The organism is Staphylococcus pseudoxylosus, assembly GCF_003697915.1.
GTDB lineage: Bacteria > Bacillota > Bacilli > Staphylococcales > Staphylococcaceae > Staphylococcus > Staphylococcus pseudoxylosus.
On the sequence record NZ_RCVN01000015.1, the window covers coordinates 45,509 to 64,420 of the forward strand.

At 31.7% G+C, this 18,912-nt stretch carries 19 protein-coding genes; 6 read left to right on the forward strand and 13 right to left on the reverse strand.

Features of this window, described 5'->3' with window-relative positions; translation table 11 throughout:
• Positions 1-130 precede the first annotated feature (130 nt).
• The 3 genes from D9V42_RS12635 to rpsN form a co-directional block, all read right to left on the reverse strand.
• Positions 131-1,144, reverse strand: coding sequence for a CAP domain-containing protein (locus tag D9V42_RS12635; RefSeq protein ID WP_208639079.1), 1,014 nt, complete (start codon positions 1,142-1,144; stop codon positions 131-133).
• 20 nt (positions 1,145-1,164) lie between these two features.
• The gene (gene guaC, locus D9V42_RS12640) at positions 1,165-2,142 is read right to left on the reverse strand and encodes a GMP reductase (RefSeq protein ID WP_122065239.1); all 978 of its coding nucleotides are present in this window, start codon (positions 2,140-2,142) and stop codon (positions 1,165-1,167) included.
• A 190-nt stretch (positions 2,143-2,332) separates the two neighbouring features.
• Complete coding sequence (gene rpsN, locus D9V42_RS12645; RefSeq protein WP_107555682.1) at positions 2,333-2,602, reverse strand: 30S ribosomal protein S14; 270 nt, start codon at positions 2,600-2,602, stop codon at positions 2,333-2,335.
• A gap of 150 nt (positions 2,603-2,752) precedes the next feature.
• Here rpsN and rpmG point away from each other — a divergent pair, with 150 nt between their 5' ends.
• Positions 2,753-2,902 carry a 50S ribosomal protein L33 gene (gene rpmG, locus D9V42_RS12650; protein WP_017724369.1) on the forward strand — a complete coding sequence of 50 codons (150 nt, stop codon included), beginning with the start codon at positions 2,753-2,755 and terminating at the stop codon, positions 2,900-2,902.
• Between the two features lie 402 nt (positions 2,903-3,304).
• On the opposite strand, the gene D9V42_RS12655 is transcribed toward rpmG, so the two are convergent.
• On the reverse strand, positions 3,305-4,792 hold the full coding sequence (locus D9V42_RS12655) for a catalase (protein WP_107555683.1): 1,488 nt from the start codon (positions 4,790-4,792) through the stop codon (positions 3,305-3,307).
• A gap of 226 nt (positions 4,793-5,018) precedes the next feature.
• On the opposite strand from D9V42_RS12655, the gene D9V42_RS12660 reads away from it, so the two are divergent.
• Together D9V42_RS12660 and D9V42_RS12665 are read left to right on the forward strand one after the other, a co-directional pair.
• Entirely contained in the window at positions 5,019-6,464 is a 1,446-nt protein-coding gene (locus D9V42_RS12660) for an amino acid permease (protein WP_122065241.1), read from the forward strand.
• Positions 6,465-6,751: 287 nt separating this feature from the next.
• Positions 6,752-7,066 carry a hypothetical protein gene (locus D9V42_RS12665; protein ID WP_017724366.1) on the forward strand — a complete coding sequence of 105 codons (315 nt, stop codon included), beginning with the start codon at positions 6,752-6,754 and terminating at the stop codon, positions 7,064-7,066.
• A 263-nt stretch (positions 7,067-7,329) separates the two neighbouring features.
• Here the strand turns inward: D9V42_RS12665 and D9V42_RS12670 are convergent, their stop codons facing one another.
• From D9V42_RS12670 to D9V42_RS12685, 4 genes are read right to left on the reverse strand one after another with little or no spacing between them, the layout of a single operon-like run.
• Positions 7,330-8,136, reverse strand: coding sequence for a Cof-type HAD-IIB family hydrolase (locus tag D9V42_RS12670; RefSeq protein WP_122065243.1), 807 nt, complete (start codon positions 8,134-8,136; stop codon positions 7,330-7,332).
• Positions 8,137-8,180: 44 nt separating this feature from the next.
• Complete coding sequence (gene thrB, locus D9V42_RS12675; protein ID WP_122065245.1) at positions 8,181-9,101, reverse strand: homoserine kinase; 921 nt, start codon at positions 9,099-9,101, stop codon at positions 8,181-8,183.
• A gap of 1 nt (position 9,102) precedes the next feature.
• Positions 9,103-10,164, reverse strand: a complete 1,062-nt coding sequence (gene thrC, locus D9V42_RS12680; RefSeq protein ID WP_107555687.1) for a threonine synthase — start codon at positions 10,162-10,164, stop codon at positions 9,103-9,105.
• 5 nt (positions 10,165-10,169) lie between these two features.
• Positions 10,170-11,450: a homoserine dehydrogenase gene (locus D9V42_RS12685; protein ID WP_107555688.1), complete on the reverse strand. Its 1,281-nt coding sequence runs from the start codon at positions 11,448-11,450 to the stop codon at positions 10,170-10,172.
• A 188-nt stretch (positions 11,451-11,638) separates the two neighbouring features.
• Here D9V42_RS12685 and D9V42_RS12690 point away from each other — a divergent pair, with 188 nt between their 5' ends.
• Positions 11,639-13,006 carry an aspartate kinase gene (locus D9V42_RS12690; RefSeq protein WP_122065247.1) on the forward strand — a complete coding sequence of 456 codons (1,368 nt, stop codon included), beginning with the start codon at positions 11,639-11,641 and terminating at the stop codon, positions 13,004-13,006.
• A gap of 82 nt (positions 13,007-13,088) precedes the next feature.
• Here D9V42_RS12690 and D9V42_RS12695 read toward each other — a convergent pair whose 3' ends face one another.
• On the reverse strand, positions 13,089-13,682 hold the full coding sequence (locus D9V42_RS12695) for a hypothetical protein (RefSeq protein ID WP_122065249.1): 594 nt from the start codon (positions 13,680-13,682) through the stop codon (positions 13,089-13,091).
• A gap of 112 nt (positions 13,683-13,794) precedes the next feature.
• Entirely contained in the window at positions 13,795-14,250 is a 456-nt protein-coding gene (locus tag D9V42_RS12700) for a sugar phosphate isomerase family (RefSeq protein WP_107556376.1), read from the reverse strand.
• A 285-nt stretch (positions 14,251-14,535) separates the two neighbouring features.
• Between D9V42_RS12700 and D9V42_RS12705 the strand changes: the two genes are divergently transcribed.
• Entirely contained in the window at positions 14,536-15,399 is an 864-nt protein-coding gene (locus tag D9V42_RS12705) for a hypothetical protein (protein WP_122065251.1), read from the forward strand.
• 368 nt (positions 15,400-15,767) lie between these two features.
• Here the strand turns inward: D9V42_RS12705 and nucI are convergent, their stop codons facing one another.
• Positions 15,768-16,304 carry a thermonuclease NucI gene (gene nucI / locus D9V42_RS12710; protein ID WP_122065253.1) on the reverse strand — a complete coding sequence of 179 codons (537 nt, stop codon included), beginning with the start codon at positions 16,302-16,304 and terminating at the stop codon, positions 15,768-15,770.
• Between the two features lie 277 nt (positions 16,305-16,581).
• On the opposite strand from nucI, the gene D9V42_RS12715 reads away from it, so the two are divergent.
• Positions 16,582-16,773 carry a hypothetical protein gene (locus D9V42_RS12715; protein WP_107531964.1) on the forward strand — a complete coding sequence of 64 codons (192 nt, stop codon included), beginning with the start codon at positions 16,582-16,584 and terminating at the stop codon, positions 16,771-16,773.
• A 369-nt stretch (positions 16,774-17,142) separates the two neighbouring features.
• Here the strand turns inward: D9V42_RS12715 and D9V42_RS12720 are convergent, their stop codons facing one another.
• Both D9V42_RS12720 and D9V42_RS12725 read right to left on the reverse strand, forming a co-directional pair.
• The gene (locus tag D9V42_RS12720; protein ID WP_318756129.1) at positions 17,143-18,012 is read right to left on the reverse strand and encodes an AraC family transcriptional regulator; all 870 of its coding nucleotides are present in this window, start codon (positions 18,010-18,012) and stop codon (positions 17,143-17,145) included.
• Positions 18,013-18,470: 458 nt separating this feature from the next.
• Complete coding sequence (locus D9V42_RS12725) at positions 18,471-18,668, reverse strand: hypothetical protein (protein ID WP_107530901.1); 198 nt, start codon at positions 18,666-18,668, stop codon at positions 18,471-18,473.
• Between the last annotated feature and the right edge of the window lie 244 nt (positions 18,669-18,912).

Sequence of the window (18,912 nt, forward strand, 5' to 3'; positions counted from 1 at the left end):
TTTTCATCTTTTTTCTCTAAAACGTCTTTTACTTTTTCAAGTATATCTTCTGTTTTGTCTTTTTTGTTTGTTGTCATAACTTTTCATCCTCACATGATAACAGATACCCTATCACAACAAACCTTAAACATTATCCAGTATAATTTTCTGTCCAATAAGGCTGACGATCTTTATTAAAGTCAACACCTACACCAAGTGTATTAAATTCTTTCTTAAGAATATTCTTTCTGTGTCCTAATGAATTCATTAGGCCCTGGTGAGCATAAATACTACTTGTTTGACCATACGCCAAATTTTCACCTGCTGCATTAAAATCGTGCCCGTCAGCTTCCATACGATCAAATGGAGTATCGCCTGATAAATTATTATGATCAAAATAATTATGTTCAGCCATATCTTTACTGTGTTTTCTAGCTGTCTCAGAAATACTAGGAGAATATTTAAGTGGCTCTAACTCATGCTGCACTCGTTCTGAATTAACTAAATCAAAGTTTTGCAATTCAAAGCTTTGAGCTAATCCCTCAGATGGTGCGCCATATTGTTGTTGTAATCGATTTTCCATTTTTTCACTAACTTGTAATAGTGCTGTTAAGTTATTGCTCTCATGTTTATCATAAAAAGTCGTTGTATATATTTTGTCTTTATGAAAATTATCAAATTCATCATCTTGAACATCAAATTTCACATGACCTTTTTGCTTATCAGTAATAGGTTTACCTAAACGGTCCCTTACCTTATCTTTAGGAGTACCATATTTAATTTTTGATTTAGATGATATAACGTTTTGGTTACTATATAGCGCATTTACTTTATCATCTATATAACTAACCATCACAAATCCTCTATAACCATCCGAATAATACGTGTGCCAATTTGTACCATATTCATTTGATGTGACACGTTGGGAACTCCCTAGCTTTTCTTCTACAGCGCCTTTAGTCATATTCATTTGAATATTATTAACTGCAAATTCTTGTTTACTGGGTACTTTCAACGCATCTTCATTAGTTGTTTTTGACGAAGACCAAGCGGCAACTTTATCCTTTAATTGTTGTTGTACTGTAATCATTGGTTCTGTTTCTTTGATTGGTAAGACAAGAATAACTACTAAGAAAGTAAGTACATACAAGAATAATTTTCTAATTTTTTACACCCACTAATATATTAGTCTCTATCACCGTTAAAAATTGAGTTTCTCACAATTACATAATCTACTTTTCTTAATGATTTAAGGTCAGTGCCACCCGCATATGAAATTGAACTTTGCAAGTCTTGTTGCATTTCAATCAATGTATTAGATAATGAACCTTTGTGTTCAACAAACATCTTCTTACCTTCTACATTTTTATGTTCACCTTTTTGGAATTCAGAGGCGCTACCGAAATATTCTTTATATAATTTACCATCTAATTCCACCGTTTCACCAGGTGACTCTTCATGTGCAGCAAATAATGACCCAACCATTACCATAGATGCACCAAAACGTATAGATTTAGCAATATCACCGTGTGTTCTAATACCACCATCAGCAATAATTGGTTTTCTTGCCGCTTTACTGCAGTGATTTAATGCTGATAATTGCCAGCCGCCTGTACCAAATCCTGTTTTAATCTTAGTTATACAAACTCTTCCTGGTCCAATACCAACTTTGGTAGCGTCTGCACCAGCGTTTTCTAATTCGCGTACACCTTCTGGAGTACCAACATTACCTGCAATTACAAATACTTCAGGAATATGTTGTTTAATATGTTTAATCATATTGATTACAGAATCTGAATGACCATGTGCAATATCAATTGTAATATAATCTGGAATTACTTTTTCATTAGCTAATTGCTCTACAAAATCAAATTCACGTTCTTTAACACCTACAGAAATTGATGCAATCAAACCTTTTTCATGCATTCTCTTAGTAAATGGGACACGTGCCGCTTCATCAAATCTGTGCATTATATAGAAATAATCATTTTCAGCAAACCATTCAGCTAATTCTTCATTCATTACTGTTTGCATATTTGCTGGAACGACTGGTAATTTAAAACTTTTTGGACCAAATTGAACCATCGTGTCACATTCAGAACGACTATTTACAATACATTTATTCGGTATTAGTTGGATATCTTCATAATCAAAAATTTTCATTGTTAACAAACCCCTAACATTTTTAATAAAACATTTATTTAATGGTAAGATTTTCATGATGTATTCTATAATTATATAGAGAATAATAGTTATATTTACCAAAATTCCCGAACAATAACTTTTTCTTTATCTTTACCAATAGATAATATACATTGTTTTAAACTAAATGTAAATGGACTTAGGTCGTAAATTACCAACTTGCTTTTTTAACGCCTGGTATTTGCCCTTTATGTGCATGTTCACGTAATGCAATACGTGACATTCCAAACTTACGATATACACCTCTTGGTCTCCCTGTAACTTTGCAACGACGCGTTAATCTTGTAGGTGATGAATCTCTTGGTAATTTTCTTAAAGCCTCATAATCACCTTTAGCTTTCAATTCTTTACGTAACTCATAATATGATGCAACTAATTGTTCTCTTTTTTGTTCTTTAGCTATTTTTGATTTCTTTGCCATTGTTCTATCTCTCCTTATAAATCGTAATCATTACGTTTTAAATAATAACATACTCACTTTATATTTCAACTTAAAAGTATTTGAAATTATTTTATTTATATGCTAAAATTTTAAAACGTAATCATTCCTGTTAAGAAAGAGGTGTTAACTTTGCGTGTAAATATTACATTAGCATGTACAGAATGTGGCGATCGTAACTATATTTCTACAAAAAATAAACGTAATAATCCTGAGCGTATTGAATTAAAAAAATTCTGCCCTAGATTAAATAAATATACGTTACATCGTGAAACAAAATAATTTCTCTGCTAAAATTATCTTTTAAATACGACAATTTAAATACAACAGTATGTTGTAATGATATTTAGCTTATAACACTAGAGTTATCTTTATTAAATTAGGATGACTTATCATTGCCAGCTACATTTTTATAATTGTGGTTGGCATTATTTATTTTTATAGAAAAAAACACCTCCATATGATTCATTTTAAATGAATTCAACGAAAGTGTTTTTATTTCATTTCCACTATCTAGGGCCAGTTCATGGTTCACCTAAGGTTTGTTTTGTCTATGTTCTGAAGAGACCCATCACGAGCCTCTTTTCCACATGTAAGTAAATACTTCTAAACTAATCATCATTTTCAAAAGGATTGGGAACACTTATTTTAAAAGTATTCGTACCTCATTGTTTTTCTACATTATTAATCTTTAATTTCTAAATCAACATCATTTATATCAATACCTAAAGCTTTCGCTACACCTTTACCATATTCACTATCAGCTTTATAACAGTGACGGATGTGACGGTGTTGTACTTCTAATGTAGTACCCTGCATCTCGTTTGCAGTATTTTCAAAAATGCGTTCTTGTTGTTCTTTAGATTGCAATCTAAATAAGCGTCCTGGTTGTTCAAAGTAGTTGTCGTCATCTTGTCTGAAGTCATATTCATAAGCTTCGCCTTCAACTTTTAAGCCAGGTTTTTTGAATTCAGGTTGATCCTCAAATGAACCATCGCTATTTGGATAATAATGAGTGCCTCCACCTTGATTATTATCCAAAATTCTCATTTGACCATCTCTACTAAATGGACAGATGTTTTCTACGCCTACACCTTTTGGTTGGTTTACTGGTATTTGCCAATGATTTACACCTAATCTATAACGTTGAGCATCACCATATGAGAATAAACGACCTTGCAACATTTTATCTGGTGAAAAATCTAAACCAGGTACAATATTTGTAGGTGCAAAAGCAGCTTGTTCTACATCTTGGAAATAGTTATCTGGATTACGGTTAAGCTCCCATTCTCCTACTTCTATTAATGGATAATCTCCTTTATACCATACTTTAGTTAAATCAAATGGGTTATCTTTATGATTTCTCGCTTGTTCTTCCGTCATTACTTGGATGTACATCTTCCATTTCGGATAATCTTTATTTTCAATTGCTTCGAATAAATCACGTTGTGATGATTCTCTATCGTCAGCAATAATTTTCGCTGCTTCGTCAGGTTGTAAGTTTTCAATACCTTGTTGTGTTCTATGATGGAACTTCACCCAAACGCGTTCGCCTTTGTCGTTGTACATTGAATAAGTATGAGAACCAAAACCATGCATATTTCTATAACCTTTTGGAATACCACGGTCAGACATCAAGATTGTAACCTGATGTAATGCTTCTGGTAATGATGTCCAAAAATCCCAATTATTTTGAGCACTACGCATGTTTGTTCTTGGGTCACGTTTAACGGCGTGATTTAAACTGGCGAATAATTTAGGATCTCTGAAGAAGAATACTGGTGTATTGTTACCAACTAAATCCCAGTTTCCCTCATCTGTATAGAATTTCAAAGCGAATCCACGAATATCACGTTCTGCATCTGCTGCACCACGTTCACCGGCTACTGTTGAAAAACGCGCAAACATTTCAGTCTGTTTACCAACTTCAGAGAAAATGCTTGCTGAAGTATATTGCGTAATATCATTAGTAACTGTAAAGGTACCAAATGCGCCTGATCCTTTTGCATGCATACGTCGTTCTGGAATCACCTCTCTGTCAAAGTGAGCCATTTGTTCTAAAAAATACCAATCTTGCATTACTAGTGGGCCTCTTGGTCCAGCAGTCATACTATTTTCTCTATCAGAAACTGGTGCACCAAATAGGCTAGTTAATTTTTTATTGTTGCTCATCACATTTCCCCCTCATTCTCTATCTAAATAATAATAATTATTACCTAGTACTTATTTTAATGTAAAGTAGTTTTTAAAGCAACATATCTAACATTAATTAATTAGACTATTTTCGCAATATTTAAACATTTTGTGACTTTTAGATGATAAAAAGCATTGCTTGTGTCTATCAAAAGCATTAAAATGGAGTGTATATATATTTTAAATTACTATTAGGAGACTTATTATGGCACAAAATAATATGAATCGTGGTCTAAATTCTCGACATATTTCAATGATAGCAATTGGGGGTGCCATTGGAACCGGACTTTTTGTTGCTACAGGTAATGTAATTTCTCAAGCTGGTCCTGGTGGTGCTATATTAGCTTATTTAATTATTGGGGTCATGTTGTATTTCTTAATGTCCTCTATTGGGGAACTAGCCACATTTTACCCTGTTTCAGGATCTTTTAGTTCTTACTCTACCCGCTTTGTAGATAAGTCATTAGGATTCACGATGGGATGGCTCTATTGGGCAATATGGTTACTCGTTACAAGTGTAGATATCATTATTTCTGCAAGTGTACTTAATTATTGGGATACGTTTCAATTTTTCAGTCCTGTAACCTGGAGTATTATCTTTTTATGTTTACTTTTCTTATTAAATATATTTTCAGTCAAAGCATTTGGTGAAACTGAATTTTGGTTATCATTAATTAAAGTAATTACAATTATTGTCTTTATCGCCATTGGTGTTCTTACTATCTTTGGTATTTTAGGTGGTAAAACATATGGCCTTTCAAATTATACTGTGGGAGAAGCACCATTTGTTGGTGGTTTTTCAGGTTTCTTAGGCGTACTACTCGTTGCAGGATTTTCGGTTGGTGGTACAGAGGTAGTTGCAGTTACTGCAGGTGAATCATCTAATCCTGATCGTTCAATGCCAAAAGCAATAAAACAAGTGTTTTGGAGAATATTATTATTCTATGTTTTATCTATTGCAGTTATTTCTGCAATCATACCTTATACTGATCCTTTGTTACTAAACGAAAGCGAATCTGTATCTCAAAGTCCATTTACAATTGTGTTTGATCGTGTGGGAATTGCTTTTGCAGCATCAGTGATTAACGCAGTTATCTTAACTTCGTTATTATCAGCAGCTAACTCTGGTATTTATACCACTAGTCGCATGTTGTACTCAATGGCCGAAGACAAACAAGCACCAAGATTCTTAGCGAAATTAAACAAAACAACAAAACTACCTTTGGTTGCACTATTCACAACATTCATTATTGTATTAGCAGTAATTATATTGGCGCAATTCAAATCAGATATTGTGTTTACATTACTTAATATCATCGGTTCTTTAGTTATTGTTATTTGGGCAGCTAGTATTCTAGCCCAAATTAGACTTCGTTTAGCAATTAAAAAGCAAAACAAAGATCCTAAAGATGTGCTACCGTATAAAGCACCGTTTTATCCTTTAGGTCCTATTATTGTAATCATCGCTTTACTGTTCCTATTTGGAGGTAATTCGTTCGGTGCAGCATTATCAGGAGATATTGGCGCACTATTTAGAAACATAATACCTATGGTCATTTTAGTTCTAATATACTTAGTACATAAATTTATTAGAAAAACTAAAATTGTAAAACTTGAAAAAATTGACTTAAAACGTCACGACTTAAACTAGTTATATCATATTAAAGAGGCGTATACACGCTTTAGTATAATGAACACACTAGCAATTAAGAAAATAGCAAAGTTACGAAAACAGGAATACGAAAGCAATTTAAACATTGATTTCGTATTCCTGTTTTGTTGTTATATAGTATTTTATTTAAAATACATAGATTTGTCAGTATAATACGTAAATATTTTTATTAATTCTTTCCAAATACATAAGCCTCAGTTATTTTCAGTTATATAGAAGTATAGTATAATAATTAATAACAATGACGTAACTTAGAGGTGGAAAATATGATTGGGCAAACGAATTTATTTGACGATATTTTAGAAACTGAAGAACGCTTCGTTATAGTTGTGCAATCACTTGAAGATAAGCATCAACGCTTAATCAAACGTACATTAAGAGAGTATAGTAGTTTAGACCATTCACAAATGGAAAGTCTTTTTGAACATTTGAAAGACTTATTCTTGCAAGAAGACTTTGAGGAAAACCAGTCTGCATTTGCAATAACTGTTTATACTAACTTAGACTATGCGGCAGACCATGTATATGCACACGTCAAGCGACATCGTGGCAAAAATGAATGGACGCACACTGCAAAGTAATATACACCATACGTTGAAAACTTAGTACATTAGGAATCTTACTACTGCAACTTTTATAAAATCACAAATTACTCTGATTTAAACATATTAAGTAGGATGCCACACTGAGATTTCATATTCATTAAATCAATGTCAGTTCTTATGTACAAAAGTAGTTCATTCATTCTAAAACTTGCTATAAACTACTTTTCAATGTTAAAAAACAACCATTATCATTAAAAATAGAGCCCGAGACACATAACTAAATGTCTCAGGCTCTATTTTTAATTTAATAAAGTTTTTAAAGCATGTGGAATACCGTTATCACTGTTACTTAAAGTTATCTCATCAGCAACTTTTTTCACATCATCATTAGCATTTCCCATTGCTACAGCGTGTCCAACAACTTTTAACATAGAGATATCATTGGAACTGTCGCCAAAAGCAATCACTTCTGATAGGTCAATTTGTACTTTTTTACATAATTCCGTAACGGCATTTCCTTTTGATACGCCGTTAGCCATAAATTCTAAGAAATATGGTTTACTTGTCGTAACATCAATTTCTTCATTAAAATGGCCGGCCAAATCTTTATTAAGACCTGTAATCGTAGGTACATAATCGACACCCATGACTTTAGGCACATCCTCTTGAATAAAGCCCTTTAAGTCATCTACGCGTTTCATAGGCAATCCAGTTAATTCAGATTCAATATTCATATATTCATGTTCACCTTCGTAAACAATAAATCCATCTTGATAAGTTAATACGAATAATCCATTTTTCCGACAATAGTCGACTATAAAATCAAAATTTTCTTTAGAAACAGTACGGCTTACTTCCACCACTTCTGTATTAACATTCACGGTTTTCCCACCATTATAGCTAATCACATAACTTTGAAATTGATCTAATTGTAAAGTTTTAGCAGTAGGTAACATACCTTCTGTAGGACGTCCTGATGCTAATACAACTTTGTATCCTTTATTTTGTATGTCAATTAAATAACTTTCTGTTTCAGGACTCATCTGATTCTCATGGTTCATCAATGTATCATCCATATCCATTACTATCATTTTATATTCACTCATGTTGCTTGTCTCCCTTCAACGTCTTCACTATATATTACAACAAATTATTGACGTTGGTACAACACTTTGAGTTCAACACCCGTCTCATTAATCGTCACCAACTCTGAACGACAATTTTCAAATGTTCTTTTTAATTCTCTAACCAATTCACCACTACGTTCAGGACCTATCATAGTTAGTACAGTTGGACCAGCACCACTAATCACTGTAGCGTACGCTAAATATTGTTTTGCTAGACCTTTAATTGTCTGGAATTCAGGAATTAAATCTTGTCTGTATGGTTCATGAAAACCATCTTGCTCCATCATTTTTCCAGCTAATACGTAATTATGTTGAATAAGTGCACTAATCATCGTGTTACTAATTGCACTATTTTGAACAGCCTTTTTATGTGAAAAGGTATCAGGTAAAGCATTTCTTGAATCAATCGTTCTTAATTCATAAGATGGCACTGTGATAATGATATCTACTTTAGGTGTATCAATATAAGAAACATCAGTTACCTTGGTTTCTGGATTGTAATAACCTAAGACTAAACCACCGTAAATCGTCGGTGCAACATTATCTGGATGACCTTCAAATTCGGTAGCGAGTTGCAATAATTCATATTTCGACAACTCAATGTCACCAAAATAGTTTGCTATGTATAAGGCACCTACTAAAGCAGATGCCGAAGAACCTAATCCTCTAGCCAACGGGATTTCACTTCTCATTTCTACTGCTAAAGGAGGTAAAACCACGTTATACTTATGCGCAACTTTTTGTGCAATTTGGTAAATATAATGACTACTATCTGTTGGTAAACCTTCTACATTAGGACCAATATGGTTAAACGACCAATGAGCTTCATCACTTATTTTCACATCTAAATATAAAAATTTATTTAAAGCCATACCAATTGAATCAAATCCGACACCTAAATTTGCAGTAGATGCCGGGATTTTCAAATGTAACCTTTCGCTCATGCTAAAGTGCCCCTTTGATATATTCTAAAATACTTTCTCTATCATTTGGCAATGGTTTAATCGGATTATCCAACAAGGAAATTGCAGTATCTGGATCTTTCAAACCATTACCGGTTAATACAGAAACTACTTTTTTACCTTGAGGTAATTTGCCTGCTCGATGTAACTTAATCAGTCCGGCAATTGATGCATTACTAGCTGGTTCACTGAATACACCTTCGTTGCGCGCCATCAATTGATAGGCCTCTAATATTTCTTCGTCAGTAACACTATCTATTTGGCCATTAGACTCCTCAAGTGCGGCAGTTGCTTTGTCCCAACTTGCAGGATTTCCAATTCTGATTGCTGTTGCAACTGTGTCGGGATTTTTCACTACTTTATTTTGAACGATTGGTGAAGCACCTTCAGCTTGAAAACCAAACATTTGTGGTAATTGCGTATCATTTGCTTCATGGTAATCTTTAAAGCCTTTCCAATATGCAGAAATATTTCCAGCATTACCAACTGGGATGGATAAAATATCAGGCGCAACACCATCTAATTGTTGGATGACCTCGAAAGCACCTGTTTTTTGTCCTTCAATGCGATAAGGGTTTACTGAATTAACTAGAGCAATTTCTCCATTTTTAGCAATTTCTTGAACAATTTCTAAAGCTTCATCAAAATTACCTTCAATTGAAACAATTTCTGCTCCGTACATCACAGCTTGTGACAATTTACCCAACGCGATTTTACCTTCTGGAATCACTACAATGGCTTTTAATCCAGCACGTGCAGCATATGCAGCTGCCGAAGCTGATGTATTTCCAGTAGAAGCACAAATTACAATTTTCTTGCCTTCTTCTTTCGCTTTAGCCATTGCCATGACCATTCCTCTATCTTTGAATGAACCTGTCGGATTGGCACCTTCATATTTTACGTGTAATTCAATCCCTAACATTTTAGACATATTTTCACAGTAAATTAGTGGTGTATGTCCTTCATTTAATGATAAAGATGGTGTTTTTTCAGTTACTGGTAAATAATTTTTAAACTCTTCTACTAAACCTTTCCAATTCTTCATATTAATTAAACCCCTTCTACTGGATAAATTTTCTTAACGATATAACCTGACTCTGTAATTGACGCTTCTGGATTTTCATCGATTCCGATTACTGCAACACCTACTGTATGAGCGTCACGTTCAGTTACTGCTAATGATTTATGGAAAGGTAATGCACCCTTAAGTAAAGTTTCAACTTTATTGACATCTTCACCGTCTGTTTGCACTACAACGTAGTAACTTTCTTTTTCTTTAATTGATACCGTATCTCCATCGTCCATAATCGCTTTTGTTTTTTCAGTTTTTAATTCAAAATGTGGTGGTAAAGTGTGTAAGTTCGTATCGAAATTTAATGTTACATTTAATAGATCACTTACAACTGCGCTACCAGTAGCAAGACTACCAGCGCCTTTTCCGTAAAACATTGTTTCGCCCACTGCATCACCGATGACATAAATTGCATTAAACTCATCTTCAACAGCAGCTAATTGATGAGCTTTGTTGATAAGTGTAGGTGAGACAGAAGCTTGTACTTGGCCATGCTCATATGTACCTTTACCAATCAACTTAATCTTATAACCTAAATCATCGGCAACTTTAATGTCTGAGGGCTCAACATCACTAATTCCATGTCTTACCACATCGTCTAAATTAATAACTTGGTTAAATGATAAATATGAAGTAATGACAACTTTTCTAGCAGCGTCGATGCCTTCAACATCATCAGTTGGATCTGCTTCTGCAAAGCCTAATCTTTTCGCTTCATCCAAAGCATCCTCGAATGACGTTTGTTCTTTTGTCATTTTACTTAAAATAAAATTAGAAGTTCCATTTAATATACCCATAAATTTACTAATGTTATTAGCATTTAATCCATTGTTAATTGCGTTTACAATTGGGATACCGCCTGCAACACTAGCCTCATATTTTAAAGCTACATCATTTTCTTGTGCCAAATCTTCTAATACATTTAGATGCACTGCTAATAAATCCTTATTTGCAGTCACTACATGTTTCTTTTGACTTAATGCGCGCTTCAACCAATCCACTGTTGGCTCAATACCACCCATAACTTCTACTACAATATCAATTGAATCATCGTTTAATATTTCATCAATGTCTTCAGTTAAATTATAATTCGACACATTGATTGGACGTTGTCTTGATTTATCTCGAACCAATATGTGTCGAATATTAATGTTTTTATTCATTGTTTCTTTTATTTGTTCTCTATTTTCTTCAATAATTTTTACTACACCAGAACCTACAGTTCCTAAACCTAGTAAGGCTACATTTAATTCCTTCATAATTTCATTCCTCCGATTGTTCTTCTAAAAAATACAGTTGTACAGTTGAAAAATACTTGAATATGGTATAGTATAAATTCATTCATTATTTTTGTAAAGGTGAAAATTTAGATTCTATATCTATCCTATCACTCTCGTGATAAAAACTAAACAAAATTTTCTGATTTTTTAGAAAGGTTGTATGTCCCATGAAAGTTGCCAAGTTTGGAGGAAGTTCTGTATCTACTGCAGATCAAATTAAAAAAGTATTAAATATCGTTAATTCCGATGAAGATCGGAAAATCATCATTGTTTCCGCACCAGGTAAGCGACATAAAGAAGATGTTAAAACAACAGATTTACTTATTCGTCTATATGAGAAAGTCATTGATGATTTAGATTATATTTCTAAAAAAGAAGAAATTATTCAGCGTTATGCTGATATCATTTATGAATTAGATATGAGTGATAACTTATTAACTATGATTGATCAAACGTTAGAAAATTTTATTGCTACATTAAAAGATAAACCTTCACGTTTATTAGATGCTTTACTTTCATGTGGTGAAAATTTCAATGCACAATTAATTGCAGAATATAACAATAGCCAAGGCATACCAACGCGCTATGTATCTCCTGGCGAAGCGGGTATTCAAGTAACTGATTTGCCCCAAAACGCACAAATTTTAGATCAATCATATGAAGCGTTATATAACTTAAGAGCATATGACGAAAAATTAATTGTCCCAGGTTTTTTTGGTGTTTCAAGACAAAACTATATCGTAACATTTCCTCGTGGTGGGTCTGACATCACTGGTGCTATTGTTGCAAGAGGTGTCAGAGCAGACTTATATGAAAACTTCACTGATGTTTCAGGCATTTTCAGAGCAAATCCAACCATTGTCAAAAATCCTGAAGTTATTGATGAAATTACCTATAGAGAAATGAGGGAATTGTCTTATGCAGGTTTCGGCGTCTTTCATGATGAAGCTTTACAGCCGCTACATAAAGATAGAATTCCTGTCGTTATAAAAAATACAAATAGACCAAATGATACAGGGACATTTATTCGTCATGATAGAGAAATTAATTCTAGCAATATCGTGAGTGGTATTAGTTGTGACAAAGGCTTTACTGTATTAAATATCAAAAAATATTTAATGAATAGACAAGTAGGGTTTACTCGTAAAATCCTAGGTGTGTTAGAAGATTATAATATTTCTTTCGACCATATGCCTTCGGGTATTGATAGCATCAGTATCATTATGCGTTCAAAAGAAATTCATAACAGAGAAGAACAAGTACTTAATGATATTCGTGATAAATGTGACGTTGATGAGTTAAGTGTAGAACATGATTTAGCCATCCTAATGATTGTTGGTGAAGGTATGCACAGAATCGTTGGTACAGCTAACACAATTACACATGCGTTAGCAGAATCTAAAATTAATTTAAAAATGATGAACCAAGGTGCTTCTGAGATTTCAATTATGTTCGGTATTGATGTAGCAGATGCCGATAAAGCTGTGAAATCAACTTACGAATATTGTTACAATGGAAAATGCTTAAAAATATAGTATCACACATTATTTAACAAGCAAAAAATCCTTCAAATTCATTTTGTCTTCCTATTAGGACTGACGAATGATTTGAAGGATTTTATATTGCTTTTTTCTCTGAAATAAGTGCTTGGTTAATACGGTCATCTCCAACAACTAATCTCAAGATTACAAATTGATAATAACTTAATGAATCTATTACATTTCTATAATTTGGTAGTTGATGATAATCTATTGGATCTAATAGTTCATACATTAATACGATTTCTGGTTTAATATAATCAACATCCCATTTAATAGAATGGAAGTAAATATTTTTCTCTGGCAACCTTATATTATGGTTCCATCTAAACATCCACTCTTCATCTTTCACATCGTATACAATCACTGTCATAATCAATGTATCACCATTATATATATTAGCATGTGTTATTTTTGAAAAATCTACTGCTGTATAATCAGAAGTACTTTGTGAATTATCATGCAATAACGTTCGATATTCATTTGGAATATATTTTAAAACTTCTCCTAGAAACTTTCTCTCTACACTAATATCAACTTTATTATCAAGATCAAATGCATCATGTAAAAACAGTTGTTTTGCCACTTCACCATTATATTTAATTAAATTTGGTACATTCGTGTTTAAAATTTCGACAATTCTCTTTATCGATTTATTTTTTTCATTTTCCAAATGTGCACCTCCCGACAAAAAGTAAGCGTTTCCAATAATTAATATTATATAGTTTGTCCTTAGATATTTCAATGTATTAAATACAAAATCGTGAAATAAAACACAAATTATTTTAAAAACTGCCTACCAAGGTATAATCATGGTTAGAATGACTGTCTAAAATATCTGGCCTGTTTAACAGAAAAATATCATTAGCATTTGTATTAAGTGTTCTTTGAATGTCGGCAATTGCAGGTATTGTCTGGTATAAATTATTATCAAATATATATGGTACAGTGATAAAGTAATATCGAATACGGTATTTTGAAAAAGTTTGTACAACATCAGAACCCACAATGATATGAAAAGCACTATCAACTACGCCATTAGGTACAATAATATTGAAAGTTGTATACCTAGATACGTATTTAATAATATCTGTAGAGTAACTAATCACAGATATTTTAATATCATAATTAGAAAGTTCGTCTAAAATTTTATATGCAAAAGGATGATTATCAAAAGCTATAATATCCTCATGTTTAATTGTTCGAGTAATATGCTCGAGATATTCTTTTATCGTACTCAAATCGCTTTTCACCATCTTCCTTATTTTATATTGCATATAATTTATTATAGCTATTAATCTCCATAAGTTAAACCGTTATCTATTAAAAAAAATACCACTTAAGTGCCCAAAAGATACGAAAGGAATTAATTTACAAATATATATTATGTACAGGTTAGTTATAATATATTACTATGAATATAATTATAGTAACTATAATGAATTGATTAATAGCATTTGTACAAAATTAAATAAAAGCGTAAAATGAGCTATGTTAAAAAATTTAATAAGATTAGGATGATATTCATGTTTTTACCACTTATATTACTAGTAATAATAGTACTACTTATTATTATAGTATTTATAGATCATCGTGTTATGCAAAATAAACTAGAAACTGAAACTTATGCTAAGGATCAATTAGTAACTAAAATAAGTACAGTTACTCGTGAAAATACAAATTTGAAAAACAAAATGTTAGATATAGGTTCAAATAATGACACGCATCACCATGGTCTCAGAAAAGCTAAACAAGATTTAACAGTCATTTTAAATGAACAAAAAGAACAAGATGTAATAGCGTATTTCGATATTATTGCTACTGGTAATTTAGCTGTTAAGCATCCTCTATTTGAATACGCAAGAGCTTTTGACTATATTGTTTTTACTGAAAAAGGAATCTTCAATATTAATGTCAAAAATTGGAAGCAAAAAACTTTTTACCACTTTACGCCTGATTCAGCAGAACAATCTGAAATTGATAAAGAGAATTCAGTACATCAAATTGTAGGAAGATATATTGCCAACCAATTTCATGGCCAATTTCACTCATCACGTTCTACAACTTATACATTTATAGAACGAATTAAAAATAATTCTGTCATTTATGACTTCTACAATTATGATCCTTATGAACAAGCTTCTAAAAACACTCAAGCATTAGCAGCAAAAATTCACGAACGTTTAAATCAACAAATTCCAAATGTTGGTCTCGTCTACTTCACAGATGGTAGTGTTAATTTAATTGATGGCCCAGCAATTAGAAATAATTACGTGGAAACTGTTTCTTCAAAGTCTTCTTTACAAGAAATTATCAAAGAGACTTTAAATTCAAAAAATGATGTTTTAACTAAAGAACAATATGATAAATTAGTTGCACGTTTTAGCTAATTTAACAAAACAAACCTTAGGTGATAATCTAAGGTTTGTTTATTTTTTATTTGTATAGTTGTTTTTCAAAATAGTATTGAACTTTTAAACCAAAATCAGTTCTTTTTTCAATTGCTTTTTTCAATATAATAAACACCGCTACTGGTTAATTTATATATTATAATCTCTTTAGTATAATATTGGCAGTGATTTGAGGATACTCCTTTGGAAAGAACACTAGCCGAAAACAACGGGCTAAGGCAGTACTCACGGAAAGCGTGCACAAAAAAATGCCAACAAAGTCGGAGACTTTGTCGACAGTCAGGTCTGTTGTATACTTTATCTTTCTACTAAGTAATACCAAAGCGTGTCACCTACTAAGAATAAGTTTACTTACTCCAAAGGTTTACTTGGTCATTTTTAGCCTGTATTTCAGCTTGTTTAAATACTTCTCTATACTTTCCATTTGGAGAAAAATATTTTTCTCTAGCTAATCCTTTTTTCACCAATTCCTCATTGAACATCGTTTTATCATCTAGCCATACATATGCTAATGTTCTTCCGTAACGATCTTCTTTTTCTTTATCATATTCTAAATACACATCTTTATTCGTTAAATGTTTCTTAGAATAATCCGAGGCTTCTTTACCATAAGGCTGTACAGGCGTATTAGGTTTAACAGTCTCTGGTGTATCCATACCTATTAACCTTACCTTTAATTGTTCATTATCACTATTTTTAGCAACTAAAGTATCTCCATCTACAACACGATCAACATGAACCTTTTCTGAATTATCAGGACCTGAAGATGTATCACTACTACCATTTTCTTGAAATGGCCCCGTATGATTAATAAATTGAAATGCTAATACACCCAATACAATTACTATTGCAATCAAAGATGTCGTTTTCTTTTTTGATTTCACTGTTGCACCCACTTCTTTTTAATTGTCCAAATTAGCATATAGAAAAAATTGCCGTGCGTCAACATAACCAATATACTTTCTAAACAATAAAAAATTATTGAGCTATTAATCGAGCCATTATAATCTTCTTGTAAAGGGACTATTTATACTAAAATTTCCCATTTTCAATATAATCATTAGATTATATAAAAATTAGAAGTTCTATCAAATCTATTTTGTTTTATTTATCTATTTAAATAACTCATGCTATAATACTTGATGAATAGGAGTGAACAAGTTGAGTATATTTAAAGAGAACATGATAACGATTATCGCAGTTATTATAGCGATCATTATTGGTATGGTATTACAGTTTCAATTCCAATTACCCCCAATGGTATCAGCAGTTGTAGCTATTTTATTAGGCCTCTTAGTTGGTTTTATCGTATTTGTAATCCAAGCAATTGTCACTAAAAATAAGAATAAATAAATTTAACTGCCGCATATTCAATGCCGGCAGTTTTTGTCTACTATAATGTTAAATAATTTTATATCCATCCTTTCCAAATTTATGTAAACAGAAGTTTAGAAAGTGTTTTCTCCTACTGATTTTATTTTTTAATCTTTACATAATTACGTTTATATCTTGAAATCATAATCTAATACGCTTTCATATGAACTTAAAAATAAAATTAATGTCATGATTTAAATTCATCTCAATTAGGTTTACATAATAAAAATATTGTTATTAAAAATAGCTAACCTCATATATTATGAGATCAGCTATCCTTTCTTTATGATTTAGTTGTCTATTAGACTACTTATCGAAACTACAAATTAGGAAATTTAAATAATTAGACTAATAATTATTTATAGCTACCCAAATCTCACTGTAAGCAACGTCTTGTTCATTATCTTTAAAATTAGTAAATGAAAACATTGGCAAATCAGATAATTCATATTCTGAATTAGGTAACCACTCAGAGTAAATTTTAGCGTAAGTATCCTGTAAAACGTTTGGATACTCGCCTTCATTTTCAAAAACAACCCATTTACTTGCTTTAAAGTTTAAGATTTCTAATTGCTCACTAGGGTTACTTTCAGTAGTTAGAACACCAATCATATGTGTCAATTCACCTTGCTCTTTTGTAAATGATTCATCAGCATCATATGACACGTTTACGATTTCTTTAGGTTCTATATTTTGTAATTGATGCATTTCTTCTTTTTGTGAATTTGTAATGCTTTTTGCCAATGCTACAATTTCGTCATTAACTCCTTCAAATTGCATAGGTACTCGTTTTTGAACACCGACAATATTAAATTCAGGTTGCTCTACGATTCTTGTTTTCATGTTTATTCCTCCTTTGGTATTAATAGAAAATGAAAGTTTAGGAAATGATATTAAAATTTGATGTTCATAAACTTGCGATGGTAAGTAACCACTCCAAGCTTTAAACGCTCTTGTAAATCCATCAATGGAATAGCCATATTTTGTAGCTACTGTTGTAACTGAATACTTATTTAGTAAATCTTTATTGGCAAAATATAATTTTCTCTTTTTGATATATTCTGACAAACTCATCTCAGATAAGAATATAAATAAATTTCTGTAATGTTGTTCAGGCATACCAATATAATTTGCGATATCAGACAAGTTCAACTCATTTGTTAAGTTATTATCTATATAATCTATAGATTGATTTAATTGGTTTATAATCATTTCCATCACCTTTCACCTATATAGTAATCAATTTTTATAAATCCAACTCGACTATTCAAATATAAAATATATCGATTGCATTTGATTGCTTTAAATTCAAAACTATATTTAATATTAAAGAAGTAATACCTAAATTATACTACTTACGACTCACTTTGATTTATATATTATTTATGGTCATAAATACCTAGTTGCTAATCTTGATAAAATAAAAAGTGTTTATTAAAAAAATACGTAAGTCTCTTATTTTTTAAAAGCATTTTAATATAAAATGATATATGAATACAACGTATTTGGGCGAGACTCTTAAGGGAATAGGACAAGCTGAAGACTACAGGCTGAAGCTAACCCCTATGAAAAAGAGCCAGCGATACGAAGTATTGAATACAAAAAGCACTCAGACGAATTGAATTAAATCACCTGAGTGCTTTTTTGCTGGGATTTATGTCCCAGTCCCCTAAATATTAACGTTCTTTTATAAAAGTTAGAATTGCATGAAATTCTTGTTCATTCGCTGAAAAAGTACGTTCTTCAATTTCTCGCACTGTAGAGTTCAATAATTTATAACCAGCAACATCATCATCTTGTAAATAAGCATTAATGCTTGACTCTAATTCTTTTAACGATGTTGCCTTTAATGTAGATAATTTAACTTCTTGCATATTGCCATCCCCTTTAGAAATTTAATTTTATATTGCCTATATCATACTATTTAGGCAAATGACATTCAAACAATAAAACATAAATGCACACTATTCAATAAAATTATTCACTCTTAATTCAACTCTATATTGACGCGACTTGTAGCTTATTTTAAAATTAAAGTTCACTAAGTATGATTGAGGTGATTATTTTCTTTAAAACAAAAGAAGTGCGTGCGTTTATTATCTATTTTGCAGTATGTCT

Excerpts from the sequence above, each read along its gene's own strand:
- guaC (WP_122065239.1), bottom strand. The coding sequence starts at position 2,142 with ATGAAAATTTTTGATTATGAAGATATCCAACTAATACCGAATAAATGT.
- rpsN (WP_107555682.1), bottom strand. The coding sequence starts at position 2,602 with ATGGCAAAGAAATCAAAAATAGCTAAAGAACAAAAAAGAGAACAATTA.
- D9V42_RS12655 (WP_107555683.1), bottom strand. The coding sequence starts at position 4,792 with ATGAGCAACAATAAAAAATTAACTAGCCTATTTGGTGCACCAGTTTCT.
- D9V42_RS12660 (WP_122065241.1), top strand. The coding sequence starts at position 5,019 with ATGGCACAAAATAATATGAATCGTGGTCTAAATTCTCGACATATTTCA.
- D9V42_RS12665 (WP_017724366.1), top strand. The coding sequence starts at position 6,752 with ATGATTGGGCAAACGAATTTATTTGACGATATTTTAGAAACTGAAGAA.
- D9V42_RS12670 (WP_122065243.1), bottom strand. The coding sequence starts at position 8,136 with ATGAGTGAATATAAAATGATAGTAATGGATATGGATGATACATTGATG.
- thrB (WP_122065245.1), bottom strand. The coding sequence starts at position 9,101 with ATGAGCGAAAGGTTACATTTGAAAATCCCGGCATCTACTGCAAATTTA.
- thrC (WP_107555687.1), bottom strand. The coding sequence starts at position 10,164 with ATGAAGAATTGGAAAGGTTTAGTAGAAGAGTTTAAAAATTATTTACCA.
- D9V42_RS12685 (WP_107555688.1), bottom strand. The coding sequence starts at position 11,450 with ATGAAGGAATTAAATGTAGCCTTACTAGGTTTAGGAACTGTAGGTTCT.
- D9V42_RS12690 (WP_122065247.1), top strand. The coding sequence starts at position 11,639 with ATGAAAGTTGCCAAGTTTGGAGGAAGTTCTGTATCTACTGCAGATCAA.
- D9V42_RS12705 (WP_122065251.1), top strand. The coding sequence starts at position 14,536 with ATGTTTTTACCACTTATATTACTAGTAATAATAGTACTACTTATTATT.
- D9V42_RS12720 (WP_318756129.1), bottom strand. The coding sequence starts at position 18,012 with ATGGAAATGATTATAAACCAATTAAATCAATCTATAGATTATATAGAT.
- D9V42_RS12725 (WP_107530901.1), bottom strand. The coding sequence starts at position 18,668 with ATGCAAGAAGTTAAATTATCTACATTAAAGGCAACATCGTTAAAAGAA.